Raw genomic sequence first — 14,553 nt, 5'->3', positions numbered from 1 at the left:
ACGAAGAGGGGTACCGGGTGAGTGCGTCAGGCACGGCCGCGGTCGGGCAGGTCGAGCACATGCTGCGCCAGGTGACTCCCGGGCGCTACGAGAGCTACGAGTCCCTCCTGCACGCCCTGGCCGAGGGACGGCTGTGGATGCTCCTCTGGCAGGGGCAGCCCGGCTCACCGGAGGCCCAGTACGGCGGCATGGAGGTCGAGGGCCTCGGGTACGCGCCCTGCGTGACCTCCCCGCAGGAGCTGGCCACCAGCGGCTGGAACCGCGGGTACGAGGTGGTCACCGGCCGGGACATCGCCCGCGCCCTCTACCCCGACCGCTGGGGGCTGTGGCTCAATCCGCACGCCCAGGGCGGCGGCGTCGGCATTCCCTGGGCCGACCTGCGCCGGATCGCCACCGGGCTGGACCGGATGCCGGCCGGCCCGCTGCGGCTGTCCGAGCCCGCCATCGAGCTGCCGCAGTTCTACGGGCTGCTCACGCAGCACGCACACCGCACGCCCGCCGTGCGCTCGCTGCGGCGCGCCTGGGTGCAGCCCGCGCTGGGGTCCCCGTACCTCGCCGTCGGGCTCGACCTGTACGACACCTCCGCGCACGCGCTGGAATCCGTACGGGAGATGATGCGCCAGTCGGTCGGGACGGTCCCCGAGGGGGTGCCCGTCTGCACGGTCGCGCTCGCGGACGAGCACGATCCGGTGGCGATGTGGCTGCGCGCGCAGACCCGTCCCTTCTACGACCGCGAGGGACAGGCGCCCGCCTACTGAGACGTCCCGCTCGTTGAGACATAGGACCCAAGGCCGCACGGAACAGTCGTTCCGCGCGGCCTTTGCGTTGTCCTGATTTCGACGCTGATGTACGCCCAATAGGCATGCCCGTGGGCTGAGTTGGGCGCCATGTCCGATTCCATACCGAACAGGATGTCTTGCTCCGCTGAGATGACAGTGAAGTCCGGATAACGGGAACTCGACCCTCAGATCACGGTTGCGCATCCATTCACCTGCGGGTCTGGCGGCTGATCGAGCGCCCGATGAAGACTCCCCACCCAAGAGCGGGTCAGTCCTCCAAGAACTGTCCCGCCGCAGGAAATTCGCGCACCAGCACCTCGCACTCCGAGCGCCACTCCGCACCAACGCCGCCACAGCGGCGGGCATGGGCCGGCCCACCCGTCGGCCGAGAGGGGTCCCCACCACGATGACGGCACCACTGCACGACATGAGCGCGGAGACACCCGCACCCGTGTCCGTAGCCGACGTCCCCGCCAAGGCCATCGAAGGCCGTTCTCCCGGCCGCATCGCCTGGATGCGGCTCAAGCGCGACAAGGTCGCGCTGGCCGGCGGTTTCGTCGTGCTCCTGCTGATCCTCGTCGCACTCTTCGCGCCGCTGATCGTCAGCGCGTTCGGCCACCCCCCGGAGGAACTGCACGAAGACATGCTGGACCCGCTGCTGGGCCTGCCGGCAGGCGACTACGGCGGCATGAGCGGCGACTTCCTGCTGGGCGTCGAGCCGGTCAACGGCCGCGACGTGTTCAGCCGCATCGTCTACGGCGCCCGCATCTCGCTGCTGGTCGCCTTCCTGTCCGCCTTCGTGGCGGTCTCGCTGGGCACCTTCTTCGGCATCGTCGCCGGCTACTTCGGCGGCTGGGTCGACGCGGCCATCAGCCGGGTCATGGACCTGCTGCTCGCCTTCCCGCAGCTGCTCTTCATCATCGCGCTGGTCTCGGTCGTCCCGGCCAAGCTCTGGGGCTTCGAGGGATCGGGCCTGCGGATCGCCGTACTGGTCCTGGTGATCGGCTTCTTCGGCTGGCCCTACATCGGCCGCATCGTCCGCGGACAGACCCTGTCGCTGCGCGAGCGGGAGTACGTCGAGGCGGCGCGGAGCCTGGGCGCGGGCCGGATGTACATCCTGTTCCGCGAGCTGCTCCCGAACCTGGTCGCGCCGATCACCGTCTACGCGACGCTGATGATCCCCACCAACGTGCTGACCGAGGCCGCGCTCAGCTTCCTGGGCGTCGGCGTCAAGCCGCCCACGCCGTCCTGGGGCGAGACCCTCTCGACGGCCGTGCGGACCTATGAGGACGATCCGCTCTTCATGATCTTCCCCGGCATGGCGATCTTCATCACCGTGCTGGCCTTCAACCTCTTCGGCGACGGCGTCCGCGACGCCCTCGACCCGAAGGGCTCCCGTTAGCCGTCCCCGCAGGTCATCCCGCAGGGCACCCGTAGGTCAGAACCGCAGGGCACACCGGAACCCGGCTTCGAACCGGAATCACAACGGAGGGTTGCGAGCATCGTGACTACCCATCGCATGTCCAAGCGCAGGCTCGTCGCCGGCACGGCCGTCGTGCTCGCGACGATGCTGGCCGCGACCGCCTGTGGCGGCGACGACGGCAAGACGAAGGAAGACAAGCCGGCAGCGGCGGGCGGCTTCAACGCCGCCATCGGCAAGATCGCCAACGCTTCCACCAAGAAGGGCGGCGAGCTCAAGTTCGTCGGTACCCAGGAAGCCGACTCGTGGGACCCGCAGCGCGGTTACTACGGCTTCATGTGGGACTTCTCCCGCTACTACGCCCGCCAGCTCGTCAGCTTCAAGGCGGAGCCGGGCAGCAAGAGCACCGAGCTCGTCCCCGACCTGGCCACCGCCAACGCGGAGATCAGCGACGGCGGCAAGACCTACAAGTACACCCTCAAGGACAACGTGACCTGGGAGGACGGCACCCCCGTCACCGCCCAGGACATCAAGTACGGCATCGAGCGCACCTGGGCCCAGGACGTCATCTCCGGCGGCCCGGTCTACCTGATGCAGGTCCTCGACCCGAAGACCGAGTACCCGGGTCCGTACAAGGACACCGCCCCGGACAAGCTCGGCCTCAAGGCGATCGAGACGCCGGACGCGAAGACCATCATCTTCAAGCTCCCGCAGCCCAACGGTGACTTCGAGCAGATGCTGGCCATGCCGGCCGCCAGCCCGGTCAAGCAGGAGAAGGACACCGCGGCCAAGTACGGCCTCAAGCCCTTCTCCAACGGCCCGTACAAGATCGACTCGTACGAGCCCAACAAGAGCATGAAGCTCTCGCGCAACACGAACTGGAAGCCCGAGTCGGACACCATCCGCAAGGCGCTCCCGGACACCATCTCCGTCACGTTCATGGCGAACGCGGACGACATGGACAAGCGCCTGATGAACGGCGAGTTCGACCTGGACATCAACGCGACCGGCATCGGCCAGGCGGCCCGCGCCACCGCGCTGAAGGACCACAAGGACAACCTGGACAACGGCCAGACCGGCTTCATCCGGTACGCCGTGATGCCGCAGACCGTCGCGCCGTTCGACAACGTCGAGTGCCGCAAGGCCGTCATCTACGCGGCCGACAAGAAGTCCCTGCAGACCGCCCGCGGCGGCCCGCAGGCCGGTGGCGACATCGCCCCCAACATGCTGCCGCTGGGCATCAAGGGCGCTGACGGCAAGTACGACCCGTACGAGGTCCTGAAGAACGACGGCAAGCCGAACGTCGAGAAGGCCAAGGCCGCCCTGAAGGCCTGTGGCAAGGAGACCGGCTTCAAGACCACCATCGCGGTCCGCAACAACAAGCCGGTCGAGGTCGCCACGGCCGTCTCCCTGCAGAACGCCCTGAAGCAGGTCGGCATCGAGGCCGACGTCGACCAGTTCGACGGCGCCCAGACCTCCGGCATCATCGGTTCGCCGAAGGTGGTCAAGGAGAAGGGCTACGGCATCATCATCATGGGCTGGGGCGCCGACTTCCCGACCGGTCAGGGCTTCTCCCAGCCGCTGGTCGACGGCCGCTTCATCCTGCAGAGCGGTAACAACAACTTCTCCGAGCTCAACGACCCGGCGATCAACAAGCTGTTCGACGACGCCATCGCGGAGACCGACCCGAACAAGGCCGGCGAGATCTACAAGCAGATGAACCAGAAGGTCTCCGAGGCCGCGGTCTACCTGCCCTTCGTCTACGACAAGACGATCTCGTGGCGCAGCAGCCGCCTGACCAACGTCTACACGTCCGACGCGTACAACGGCCGGTACGACTACGCCTCGCTCGGCGTCCAGTAGACAAACCGTCCGATTCAGTTCCAGTGCCACACCCGCTAGGCACGAAGGGCAGGTGATGGCCGCGGCGGCGGCTCGGGGGCGCTCTCCAGAAGAGGGCGTCCCCGGGTCGCAGCCAGGCCGAGCGCAGTGCTTGCATATCTCATCCGGCGGATCTTCGCCGTCATCGTCATGCTGTTGGTCATCTCGCTGGTGACCTTCGGAATCTTCTTCCTCTTCCCGAAGATGATCGGGACGGACCCGGCCCTGTACTTCGTCGGCAAGCAGTCCGACCCCGCCGCCATCGAGGGCATCCGGCAGAAGATGGGTCTCGACGACCCGATCCTCGTCCAGTTCGGCAAGTTCGTCGTCGGGCTGGTGGCGGGTCGTACGTACGCCAACGGCAACGACGTCACGCAATGCGCCGCGCCCTGCTTCGGCTACTCCTTCAAGACCGAGCAGGAGGTGTGGCCGCTGCTGACCGACTGGCTGCCCGTCACCCTCTCGCTCGCCGCCGGTGCCGTCGTGCTCTGGGTGATCGGCGGTGTCGCCGCAGGCGTCATCTCCGCCCTCAAGCGCGGTACGGTGCTGGACCGTTCGGCGATGGGCCTCGCCCTCGCCGGCGTCTCCCTCCCGATCTACTTCACCGGCATGCTCGCCATCGCCTTCTTCTCCGACCAGCTCGGCTGGTTCGGACGGCCGGAGAAGACCTTCGCCGAGGACCCGGGCACCTGGTTCAACGGCATGGTCCTGCCGTGGATCTCGCTCGCCTTCCTCTACGCGGCGATGTACGCGCGGCTCACCCGCGCGACCATGCTGGAAGTGCTCAACGAGGACTACATCCGCACCGCGCGCGCCAAGGGGCTGACGGAACCCGTCGTCATCGGCAAGCACGCGATGCGCTCGACCATGACGCCGATCCTGACCGTCCTGGGTCTCGACCTGGGCGCACTGATGGGCGGCGCGGTCCTCACCGAGTACACCTTCTCGCTGCACGGCCTCGGCTACAGCGCCGTCCGCGCCATCAGCGAGCACGACCTGCCGGTCATTCTCGGCATCACCCTGATCTCCGCCTTCTTCGTCGTCGCGGCCAACCTCGTCGTCGACCTCTTGTACGCGGTGATCGACCCCCGAGTGAGGCTGTCATGACCGATTCGACGACGCCCGCCGTGACGGGCGCACTGAACGAGCCCGTCGCCCCCGGCGCGCCCGGCACCGCGTTCCTCGACGTACGCGACCTCAAGGTGCACTTCCCCACGGAAGACGGCCTGGTCAAGTCCGTGGACGGACTCTCCTTCACGCTGGAGAAGGGCAAGACCCTCGGTATCGTCGGCGAGTCCGGCTCCGGCAAATCGGTGACCTCGCTGGGCATCATGGGCCTGCACCGGGTCGGCCAGTACGGCCGCCAGCGGGCCCGGATCTCCGGGGAGATCTGGCTCGACGGCAAGGAACTGCTGTCCAGCCCCGAGGAAGAGGTCCGCAAGCTGCGCGGCCGGGAGATCGCGATGATCTTCCAGGACCCGCTGTCGGCGATGCACCCCTACTTCACCGTGGGCAAGCAGATCGCCGAGGCCTACCGGGTGCACAACAAGGCCGACAAGAAGACCGCCCGCAAGCGGGCCGTCGAGCTCCTGGACCGCGTGGGCATCCCCGAGCCGCACAAGCGGGTCGACAGCTACCCGCACGAGTTCTCCGGCGGCATGCGCCAGCGCGCGATGATCGCGATGGCGCTGGTCAACAACCCCGAACTGCTCATCGCGGACGAGCCGACCACCGCCCTCGACGTCACCGTCCAGGCGCAGATCCTCGACCTGATCCGGGACCTGCAGAAGGAGTTCGGCTCCGCGGTCATCATGATCACGCACGACCTCGGCGTGGTCGCCGAGATGGCCGACGACCTCCTCGTGATGTACGGCGGCCGGTGCGTGGAGCGGGGCAGCGCGGAGAAGGTGTTCTACGAACCCCGGCACCCGTACACCTGGGGCCTGCTCGGCTCCATGCCGCGCATCGACCGGGAGCAGACCGAGCGCCTCATTCCGGTCAAGGGCTCGCCGCCCAGCCTGATCAACATCCCGAGCGGCTGCGCCTTCAACCCCCGGTGCCCGTACGCCGACCTGCCCAAGGACGACGTCACGCGGACCGTACGGCCCGAGCTGTCCCTCGTCGACACCTCCGCGGAGGGCGCCGGCCGGCACTGGGCCGCCTGTCACCTCTCCCCGGAGCAGCGGGACCGGATCTGGACCGAAGAGATTGCGCCGAAGCTGTGACCGAAATGAACAAGACGGGCGAGTCCGCCCAGGCCGTGCTCCCCGCCCAGGCGGTGGACTCCCCGGAGCCGCTGCTCAGGGTGACCGGACTGGTCAAGCACTTCCCCATCTCCAAGGGGCTGCTGCGCCGCCAGGTCGGGGCCGTGAAGGCCGTCGACGGCATCGACTTCGACGTCCGCCGCGGTGAGACCCTCGGCATCGTCGGCGAGTCCGGCTGCGGCAAGTCGACCATGGGCCGGCTGATCACCCGGCTGCTCGAACCGACCGGCGGGAAGGTCGAGTTCGAGGGCAAGGACATCACGCACCTGAGCGTGTCCGGCATGCGCCCGATGCGCCGCGACGTGCAGATGATCTTCCAGGACCCCTACGGCTCGCTGAACCCCCGGCACACGGTGGGCACCATCGTCAGCGCCCCGTTCAAGCTCCAGGGAGTCCAGCCGGAGGGCGGCCTCAAGGCGGAGGTCCAGCGACTCCTCTCCCTGGTGGGCCTCAACCCGGAGCACTACAACCGCTACCCGCACGAGTTCTCCGGCGGCCAGCGCCAGCGCATCGGCATCGCCCGCGCACTGGCCCTGAAGCCGAAGCTCGTCGTGGCGGACGAGCCGGTCTCGGCCCTGGACGTCTCCATCCAGGCCCAGGTGGTCAACCTGCTGGACGACCTCCAGGAGGAGCTCGGCCTCACGTACGTGATCATCGCCCACGACCTGTCGGTCATCCGGCACGTCTCGGACCGGATCGCGGTCATGTACCTCGGCAAGATCGTCGAGCTCGCGGACAACAAGTCCCTGTACACGGCGCCCATGCACCCGTACACCACGGCCCTGATGTCGGCCGTTCCGGTGCCGGACCCGCGCCGGCGCGGAGCGCAGAGCGGCCGCATCCTGCTCAAGGGCGACGTCCCTTCGCCGATCTCGCCCCCCTCCGGATGCCGCTTCCACACCCGGTGCTGGAAGGCGACGCAGGTCTGCACCACGCAGGAGCCTCCGCTCGTCGCGCTGAAGACCGGCCATCAGGTGGCCTGCCACCACCCGGAGAACGCCCCGGACCAGGCCCCGGGCGACCCGGCTCTCCCGGGCGCGGCCGACGCCGTGACGGAGCCGACGGACTGACGGACGCCGGCGGGGCGGGAACAGCCCCGCCGGCACCTGTTCGCGGCGCTTCGAGGGCCGACCCCCACCCGGACCGGCCCGCCGAGAGGCGACCGGCAGAATGACCCCCGTGCTCCACGATCTCTTCCCGCCCGGAGTCCAGCACGGCTTGGACCTCGCGGGCATCTTCGTCTTCGCCACGGCCGGCGCCCTGCTCGCCGTACGCAAGAACTTCGACGTCTTCGGCATCGTCGTCCTCGCGCTCGTCACCGCTCTCGGCGGCGGCCTGTTCCGCGACATCGTCATCGGCGCCACGCCCGCCGCCGCCTTCAGCGATCTCGGGTTCTTCGTCACACCGCTGGTCGCCGCCGCGCTCGTCTTCTTCCTGCACCCCGAGGTCCAGCGCATCAACCGCGCCATCAACGTCTTCGACGCGGCCGGCCTCGGGCTGTTCTGCGTGACGGGCACCACCAAGGCGTACGAGTTCGGCCTGGGCCTCACCGCCTCCGCCGCGCTCGGCGTGGCGACCGCCGTGGGTGGTGGCGTGCTGCGCGACGTCCTCGTCAACGAGGTGCCCTCGCTGCTGCGCGACCGCGAGATGTACGCCGTGCCGGCCCTCGTCGGCGCCTCGATGGTGGCGCTCTTCATCAGCTTCGACAACCTGAACGCCGTCACGACGGGCCTGGCGATCGTCACCACCTTCGTCCTGCGGCTGCTGGCCATGCGCTACCACTTGCGGGCGCCCCTCGCCTGGAACCGCCGCTCGTCCGTGGCGGAGGAGCCGTAGGCGCGGGCGTAGCGGTCGCCACATCAAGGAAAGCTACCGCTTAGTAAGGTGCCGGTGTACGGTCGTTCCATGTCACACGCAGCTGCCAAGGCGTCCATCGGCGACAGCGAGTTCGACCGCGACACCAGCGTCACCGCCCGTGCGGGCGAGCCCGGGGTGTACGACGCGAACCTCTCCGCCGGGTGGACGATCATCACCGCCGTCAACGGCGGCTACCTCCTGGCCCTCGTCGGCCGCGCCCTCTCGTCGGCCCTGCCGCACCCGGACCCCTTCACGGTCTCCGCGCACTACCTGACCTCGTCGGTCCCCGGCCCCGCCGTGATCCGCACCGAGGTCGTGCGGGTCGGCCGCACCCTCTCCACCGGGCAGGCCTCCCTGTTCCAGTTCGACGAGAGCGGCGCCGAGATCGAGCGGATCCGCGTCCTGGCCTCCTACGGCGACCTCGCGGCGCTCCCGGACTCCGTCCACACCACGGCCCTGCCGCCCGTCATCCCCGCCTACGAGGACTGCCTCGGCCCCGAGGCCGGCCCGGCCCCGATCCCCGGCAGCTCGGCGATCGTGGACCGGCTCCGGCTGCGCCTGGACCCGGCGACCGCCGGCTGGGCCATCGGACAGCCCTCGGGCAAGGGCGAGATGCGCTCCTGGTTCGAGCTCGCCGACGGCCGGGACGCGGACCCCTTCTCCCTCCTCCTGGCGGTGGACGCGCTCCCGCCGACCTCCTTCGACCTCGGCCTGCTCGGCTGGACCCCCACCGTGGAACTCACCACCCACATCCGCCACCGGCCCGCGCCCGGTCCGCTCCGGGTGTCGATCACCACGCGGAACCTGGCGGGCGGCTTCCTGGAGGAGGACGCGGAGGTCTGGGACTCCGCGGACCGGCTGGTGGCCCAGTCCCGCCAGTTGGCGAGCGCTCCGCGCCTGGCGCCGAAGCCCTCCTGACGCACCGGGACGGAGCGCCCGCCGGCCCCGGCGGGCGCTTCCCGGGCCCCGGCGGGGGACCGCGGGTGTGGGGGACTCGTAGAATCGGGGGATCATGGCCTACCTCGACCACGCCGCCACCACCCCGATGCTGCCGGAGGCCGCTGCGGCGATGACCGCGCAGTTCGCCGTCACGGGCAACGCGTCCTCCCTGCACGCCGCCGGCCGCCGCGCCCGCCGCACCGTCGAGGAGGCCCGTGAGGCCCTCGCCGACGCACTCGGGGCCCGTCCGAGCGAGGTGGTCTTCACCGCCGGCGGCACGGAGGCCGACAACCTCGCCGTCAAGGGGCTCTACTGGGCCCGCCGCGACGCCGATCCCGCCCGGACCCGCGTCCTCGCCAGCCCCGTGGAGCACCACGCGGTCCTCGACGCCGTGCACTGGCTCGCCGAGCACGAAGGGGCGCAGGTCGAGTACCTGCCCGTGGACCGCTACGGCCGCGTGCACCCCGATGCCTTCCGCGAGGCGATCGAGCGGGGCCCCGAGGACATCGCCCTCGCCACCGTCATGTGGGCCAACAACGAGATCGGCACGGTCATGCCGATCGCCGAACTGGCCGCCGTGGCACGCGAGTCCGGCGTCCCGCTGCACTCCGACGCGGTCCAGGCCTTCGGCCAGCTCGACGTCCGCTTCGGCGACAGCGGACTCGCCGCCATGACCGTGAGCGGCCACAAGGTCGGCGGACCCTACGGGATCGGCGCGCTGCTGCTCGGCCGCGACCAGAGCCCCGTACCCGTCCTGCACGGCGGAGGCCAGGAGCGGCACGTCCGCTCCGGCACCCTCGACGTCCCCGCCATCGCCGCCTTCGCGGTGGCCGCCGTCCTCGCCGCCGAGCGCCGCGAACGGTTCGCCACCGAGATCGGCGCCCTGCGCGACGCACTCGTCGACGCCGTGCTCCGCGAGGTCCCCGACGCGGTCCTGGGCGGAGACCCGGACGGCCGGCTCCCCGCCAACGCCCACTTCAGCTTCCCCGGCTGCGAGGGGGACTCCCTGCTGCTCCTGCTCGACGCCCAGGGCATCGAGTGCTCCACCGGCTCCGCCTGCACGGCCGGCGTGGCGCAGCCCAGCCACGTGCTGCTGGCCACCGGCACCGACCCGCGCCTGGCCCGGGGCACCCTGCGCTTCTCCCTCGGCCACACCTCCACGAAGGCCGACGTGGACGCGGTCGCGGCGGCCATCGGACCGGCCGTGGCCCGTGCCCGCACGGCGGGGCTGAGCTAGGGCGTCCGGGCGGCTGCTCCCGCCTCGTCGACCATGCGGAGGTAGCGGCCCCAGTCCCAGTGGCGGCCGGGGTCCGTGTGGTCGGCTCCCGGCACCTCGGAGTGGCCGAGGAAGTGCTTGCGGTCGGCGGGTATCCCGTACCGCTTGCAGACGTCGGCGGCGAGCCGCGCCGAAGCCCCGTACATCGCGTCCGTGAAGTCCTTCGGCCGGTCCACGAACCCGACGTGTTCGATGCCGATGCTGCGCTCGTTCATGGAGCGGTTGCCCGAGTGGAAGGCGACGTCGAGCTCGCGCACCATCTGCTCGATGTGGCCGTCCTGGCCGACGATGTAGTGCGCCGACGCCCGGTGGAACGGATTCCTGAAGGCGTCCACCGAGGACTTGAAGCCGCCCTGGGTGACATGCACCACGATCCGGTCCACCCGGTAGTCCGCGGGCCGGTCCGCCAGCCGCCAGTTCGCCGGAGAGGCCGCCGTCCAGGACGCTCCCGCGTGGTCCAGCTCGCCGTCCTGCCGCGGCTTGGACACCCCCGGCACCAGCCACCAGGCCCGCCCGATCTCCTCGCGCCCGGCGACCGCCGCGGCCGTCAGCACCCCGAGCCCGCCGAACAGCACCGCCCTGCGGGTCCGCCCGGGCCGCTTGCGCCCCGCGCCCGTCCCGGCCCCGGCCCCCGTACCGCCCTTGCCGCTCTTGGTCCCCATCGTGATCCACCCCCTGTCACCGAGAACGCGCTGTGACCCCGCGCGGTTCCCCCGTACCCTGGACGGTGCTATGACTGAGAACCTGCCGAGCGTCCCCCGCCCCCTCCGCGTCCTGGCCGCCATGTCCGGCGGTGTGGACTCCGCCGTCGCCGCGGCCCGCGCCGTCGAAGCCGGGCACGACGTGACCGGCGTCCACCTCGCCCTCTCCGCGAACCCGCAGTCCTTCCGGACCGGAGCCCGCGGCTGCTGCACGATCGAGGACTCCCGCGACGCCCGCCGCGCCGCCGACGTCATCGGCATCCCCTTCTACGTCTGGGACCTCGCCGAGCGCTTCCGCGAGGACGTCGTCGAGGACTTCATCGCCGAGTACGAGGCCGGGCGCACCCCGAACCCCTGCCTGCGCTGCAACGAGAAGATCAAGTTCGCCGCGCTGCTCGACAAGGCCCTCGCCCTCGGCTTCGACGCCGTCTGCACCGGCCACTACGCCACCGTCGTCCTGAACGAGGACGGCACGCGCGAGCTGCACCGCGCCTCCGACATGGCCAAGGACCAGTCCTACGTCCTCGGCGTGCTCGACGAGAAGCAGCTCGCCCACGCGCTCTTCCCGCTCGGCGACACCCTCACCACCAAGGAAGAGATCCGCGCCGAGGCCGAGGAGCGGGGGCTGGCCGTCGCGAAGAAGCCCGACAGCCACGACATCTGCTTCATCGCCGACGGCGACACCCAGGGCTTCCTCGCCGGCCGCCTGGGCAAGGCCGAGGGCGACATCGTCGACGAGGCCACCGGAGAGAAGGTCGGCACCCACGAGGGCGCCTTCGGGTTCACCATCGGCCAGCGCAAGGGCCTGCGGATCGGCCACCCGGCCCCCGACGGCAAGCCGCGCTACGTCCTCGACATCTCCCCGGTGAACAACACCGTCACCGTCGGCCCCGTCGAGGCCCTCGACGTCACCGCCCTCACCGCGATCCGCCCCCGCTGGTGCGGCTCCACGGCCGCCGCCCCGGGCACCTACACCGCCCAGCTGCGCGCCCACGGCGGCGAGACCGAGGTCTTCGCCGAGCTCGTGGACGGCGAGCTGCGCGTCTCCTTCACCGAACCGGTCCGCGGCGTGGCCCCCGGCCAGGCGATCGTCCTCTACGACGGCACGCGCGTGGTCGGCTCCGCCACGATCTCCGCGACGACCCGGGCGACCGCGGGCGTCTAGGACCCGTCGGGGCAGCTCCGGCGGCCCCCGGTCGGTCCGGCGGCCCCGGTCGGTCCGTCCGGCGGGTCAGGCCACGGTCAGGCCACCGTCAGGACGATCTTGCCGGTGGTCCGGCCCTGCTCGCCGATCTCGTGGGCCTTCGCGGCCTCGGCCAAGGGGAGCACCGTGTCGACGACCGGCCGCAGCTTCCCCTCCTCCACCAGGGCGGCTACGGCCCTGAGCCCCGCGTGGTCCGGCTCGACCAGGGTCCAACCGGTGCGGAAGCCCTCCGCCTCCGCCGGTACCTGGTCGGGGCCGGTCAGGGTGATCAGGTGCCCGCCGGGGCGCAGCACCTTCAAGGACCGCGCCCCGTAGTCGCCCCCGATGCCGTCGATCACCACGTCGACGTCCGAGACCACGTCCTCGAAGGCGGTGGTCCGGTAGTCGATCATCTCGTCGGCCCCGAGGGAACGCACGAGCTCGTGCTTCGAGGCGCTCGCCGTACCGATCACGTACGCACCGAGCGCCTTGGCGATCTGGACGGCGAAGTGCCCGACCCCGCCGGCCGCCGCGTGCACCAGGACCCGCTGCCCGGCCCGCAGGTCCGCGGTGTCGGTCAGCGCCTGCCAGGCGGTCAGCGAGGCCAGCGGCAGCGCGGCCGCCCGGACGTGGTCGATCGCGGCGGGCTTGCGGGCGAAGTGCCGGGCCGGAGCCGTCACGTACTCGGCGTAGGCGCCCGCCTGGTTCGGGAAGCGCGGCATGCCGAAGACCTCGTCGCCCGGCTGGAACATCGTCACGCCGGGGCCGGCGGCCTCGACCGTGCCGGACACGTCCCAGCCGACGGCCGGGACGGGCCCCCAGGCGATGAGGGCGCCGGAGGCGCGGGTCTTCCAGTCCACCGGGTTCACCCCGGCCGCGTGGACCCGTACCAGGATCTCGCCCAGGCCCGGCTCCGGGCGGTCCAGGTCGGTCTCGGTCAGTACCTCGGGTCCGCCCCACTGGCTGACGACGATGGCGCGCATGAATGTCTCCCTGATCGTGCTCGGTCTGCTCTCACGTGCCGGTTTCCCCGGCCGACGGCACCAGCTTGGCCCGGCACCGGCCCGCGTGGTGGTGGCCGAATGGCCACCATGTGACAGAATCTGGCCATGCACCGTGTAGCCGTACTCGCCCTGGAGGGCGTCGCCCCGTTCGAGCTCGGCATGCCCTCGCGGGTCTTCGGGAACGCCCGCGGCCCGGGCGGGAGCTTCCTGTACGAGGTCACCGTCTGCACCCCGGACGGCCTGCCCGTGGCCACCGACGCGGGATTCACCATCGGTGTCGGCGCCGGGCCCGAGGCCCTCGCGACCGCCGACACCGTGATCGTCCCGCCCACCCACTCGATGCCCGGGCTCCTGCGGGGCGAGCCGCTGCCGCAGGTCCTCGCCGACGCCCTCGCCCGGATCCGTCCCGGCACCCGCATCGTGTCGATCTGCACCGGTTCCGAGGTGCTGGCCGCCGCGGGGCTGCTCGACGGGCGGCCCGCCACCACCCACTGGGTCCACGCGCCCGAGTTCCGGCGCGCCTTCCCGCGGGTCGAGCTCGACGAGGACGTCCTCTTCGTCGACGACGGCGACATCCTCACCTCGGCCGGGGTGGCCGCCGGCATCGACCTGCTGCTCTACCTCGTCCGCGCCGACCACGGCAGTGCCGTCGCCAACCTCACCGCGCGGCTGTGCGTGGTCCCGCCGTGGCGCGACGGCGGGCAGGCCCAGTACATCGTCCGGCCCGTCCCCGAGCCCACCGTCGCCACCACGACCGCCACCCGGGCCTGGGCCCTGGAGCGCCTCGCCGAGCCGATCGCCCTGGCCGAGCTGGCCGCCCACGCCCGGATGAGCCTGCGCACCTTCACCCGCCGCTTCCGTGACGAGGTCGGCATGACGCCGGTGCAGTGGCTCACCGGCCAACGCCTCGAAACGGCACGCCAGTTGCTGGAGTCCAGCGACCTCCCCGTCGACCTGGTGGCCCACCGCTCCGGCTTCGGCTCCGCGAACTCGCTGCGCCAGCACATGCGTGCCACGCTCGGCATCTCGCCGATCGCCTACCGACGCACTTTCCAGCCCAACTCCTCTACTCTTGCGCACCATTGATGCACCGTCAGGACATCGGCATACTGCGTGGCCCTGCATTCTTCTTCTCAGGGGGAACCACGTGCGCAACCACCACAGCAGGGCGGACCGGGCGGCAGGGGCGGGGCCCTCGTAGCCGACGATCAGCTGGAGCCGGCCGGAGGGGCGTGCGAGGTACTCGGGG

The 14,553-nt window shown here is 70.9% G+C and carries 13 protein-coding genes; 11 read left to right on the top strand and 2 right to left on the bottom strand.

Annotated features, from left to right (window positions below; translation table 11 throughout):
* Nucleotides 1-17: 17 nt before the first annotated feature.
* The 9 genes from ABZY57_RS22785 to ABZY57_RS22745 all read left to right on the top strand — a co-directional run bounded on the left by ABZY57_RS22785 (nucleotide 18) and on the right by ABZY57_RS22745 (nucleotide 10,377).
* Nucleotides 18-758: an enhanced serine sensitivity protein SseB C-terminal domain-containing protein gene (locus tag ABZY57_RS22785; protein WP_356514688.1), complete on the top strand. Its 741-nt coding sequence runs from the start codon at nucleotides 18-20 to the stop codon at nucleotides 756-758.
* 427 nt (nucleotides 759-1,185) lie between these two features.
* A complete protein-coding gene (locus tag ABZY57_RS22780) occupies nucleotides 1,186-2,181 on the top strand; it encodes an ABC transporter permease (RefSeq protein WP_356514686.1) in 996 nt (331 codons plus the stop codon).
* Nucleotides 2,182-2,298: 117 nt separating this feature from the next.
* On the top strand, nucleotides 2,299-4,062 hold the full coding sequence (locus ABZY57_RS22775; RefSeq protein ID WP_356514708.1) for an ABC transporter substrate-binding protein: 1,764 nt from the start codon (nucleotides 2,299-2,301) through the stop codon (nucleotides 4,060-4,062).
* A 126-nt stretch (nucleotides 4,063-4,188) separates the two neighbouring features.
* Nucleotides 4,189-5,187 (top strand): ABC transporter permease, encoded by a 999-nt coding sequence (locus ABZY57_RS22770; protein WP_356514684.1) that lies wholly within the window; start codon nucleotides 4,189-4,191, stop codon nucleotides 5,185-5,187.
* Nucleotides 5,184-6,305 carry an ABC transporter ATP-binding protein gene (locus ABZY57_RS22765; protein WP_356514682.1) on the top strand — a complete coding sequence of 374 codons (1,122 nt, stop codon included), beginning with the start codon at nucleotides 5,184-5,186 and terminating at the stop codon, nucleotides 6,303-6,305. The genes ABZY57_RS22770 and ABZY57_RS22765 overlap by 4 nt, the downstream gene beginning before the upstream one ends.
* A gap of 5 nt (nucleotides 6,306-6,310) precedes the next feature.
* On the top strand, nucleotides 6,311-7,414 hold the full coding sequence (locus ABZY57_RS22760) for a dipeptide ABC transporter ATP-binding protein (RefSeq protein ID WP_356514680.1): 1,104 nt from the start codon (nucleotides 6,311-6,313) through the stop codon (nucleotides 7,412-7,414).
* Nucleotides 7,415-7,523: 109 nt separating this feature from the next.
* Nucleotides 7,524-8,180: a trimeric intracellular cation channel family protein gene (locus ABZY57_RS22755; RefSeq protein WP_356514678.1), complete on the top strand. Its 657-nt coding sequence runs from the start codon at nucleotides 7,524-7,526 to the stop codon at nucleotides 8,178-8,180.
* A gap of 69 nt (nucleotides 8,181-8,249) precedes the next feature.
* Nucleotides 8,250-9,119, top strand: a complete 870-nt coding sequence (locus ABZY57_RS22750; RefSeq protein ID WP_356514676.1) for a thioesterase family protein — start codon at nucleotides 8,250-8,252, stop codon at nucleotides 9,117-9,119.
* 94 nt (nucleotides 9,120-9,213) lie between these two features.
* Nucleotides 9,214-10,377, top strand: coding sequence for a cysteine desulfurase family protein (locus tag ABZY57_RS22745; protein ID WP_356514674.1), 1,164 nt, complete (start codon nucleotides 9,214-9,216; stop codon nucleotides 10,375-10,377).
* On the opposite strand, the gene ABZY57_RS22740 is transcribed toward ABZY57_RS22745, so the two are convergent.
* Nucleotides 10,374-11,078, bottom strand: coding sequence for a peptidoglycan recognition family protein (locus tag ABZY57_RS22740; RefSeq protein WP_356514672.1), 705 nt, complete (start codon nucleotides 11,076-11,078; stop codon nucleotides 10,374-10,376). The genes ABZY57_RS22745 and ABZY57_RS22740 overlap by 4 nt on opposite strands.
* Nucleotides 11,079-11,148: 70 nt before the next feature.
* On the opposite strand from ABZY57_RS22740, the gene mnmA reads away from it, so the two are divergent.
* On the top strand, nucleotides 11,149-12,282 hold the full coding sequence (gene mnmA / locus ABZY57_RS22735; protein ID WP_356514670.1) for a tRNA 2-thiouridine(34) synthase MnmA: 1,134 nt from the start codon (nucleotides 11,149-11,151) through the stop codon (nucleotides 12,280-12,282).
* A 77-nt stretch (nucleotides 12,283-12,359) separates the two neighbouring features.
* On the opposite strand, the gene ABZY57_RS22730 is transcribed toward mnmA, so the two are convergent.
* Entirely contained in the window at nucleotides 12,360-13,283 is a 924-nt protein-coding gene (locus ABZY57_RS22730; RefSeq protein ID WP_356514668.1) for an NADP-dependent oxidoreductase, read from the bottom strand.
* Between the two features lie 126 nt (nucleotides 13,284-13,409).
* Here ABZY57_RS22730 and ABZY57_RS22725 point away from each other — a divergent pair, with 126 nt between their 5' ends.
* Nucleotides 13,410-14,390: a helix-turn-helix domain-containing protein gene (locus ABZY57_RS22725; protein WP_356514666.1), complete on the top strand. Its 981-nt coding sequence runs from the start codon at nucleotides 13,410-13,412 to the stop codon at nucleotides 14,388-14,390.
* Nucleotides 14,391-14,553: the final 163 nt, after the last annotated feature.

The organism is Streptomyces sp. NPDC006450 (genome assembly GCF_040612195.1).
GTDB lineage: Bacteria > Actinomycetota > Actinomycetes > Streptomycetales > Streptomycetaceae > Streptomyces.
Note: the sequence above shows the minus strand (reverse complement) of the source record. Positions and strands in the feature narration are given on the sequence as shown.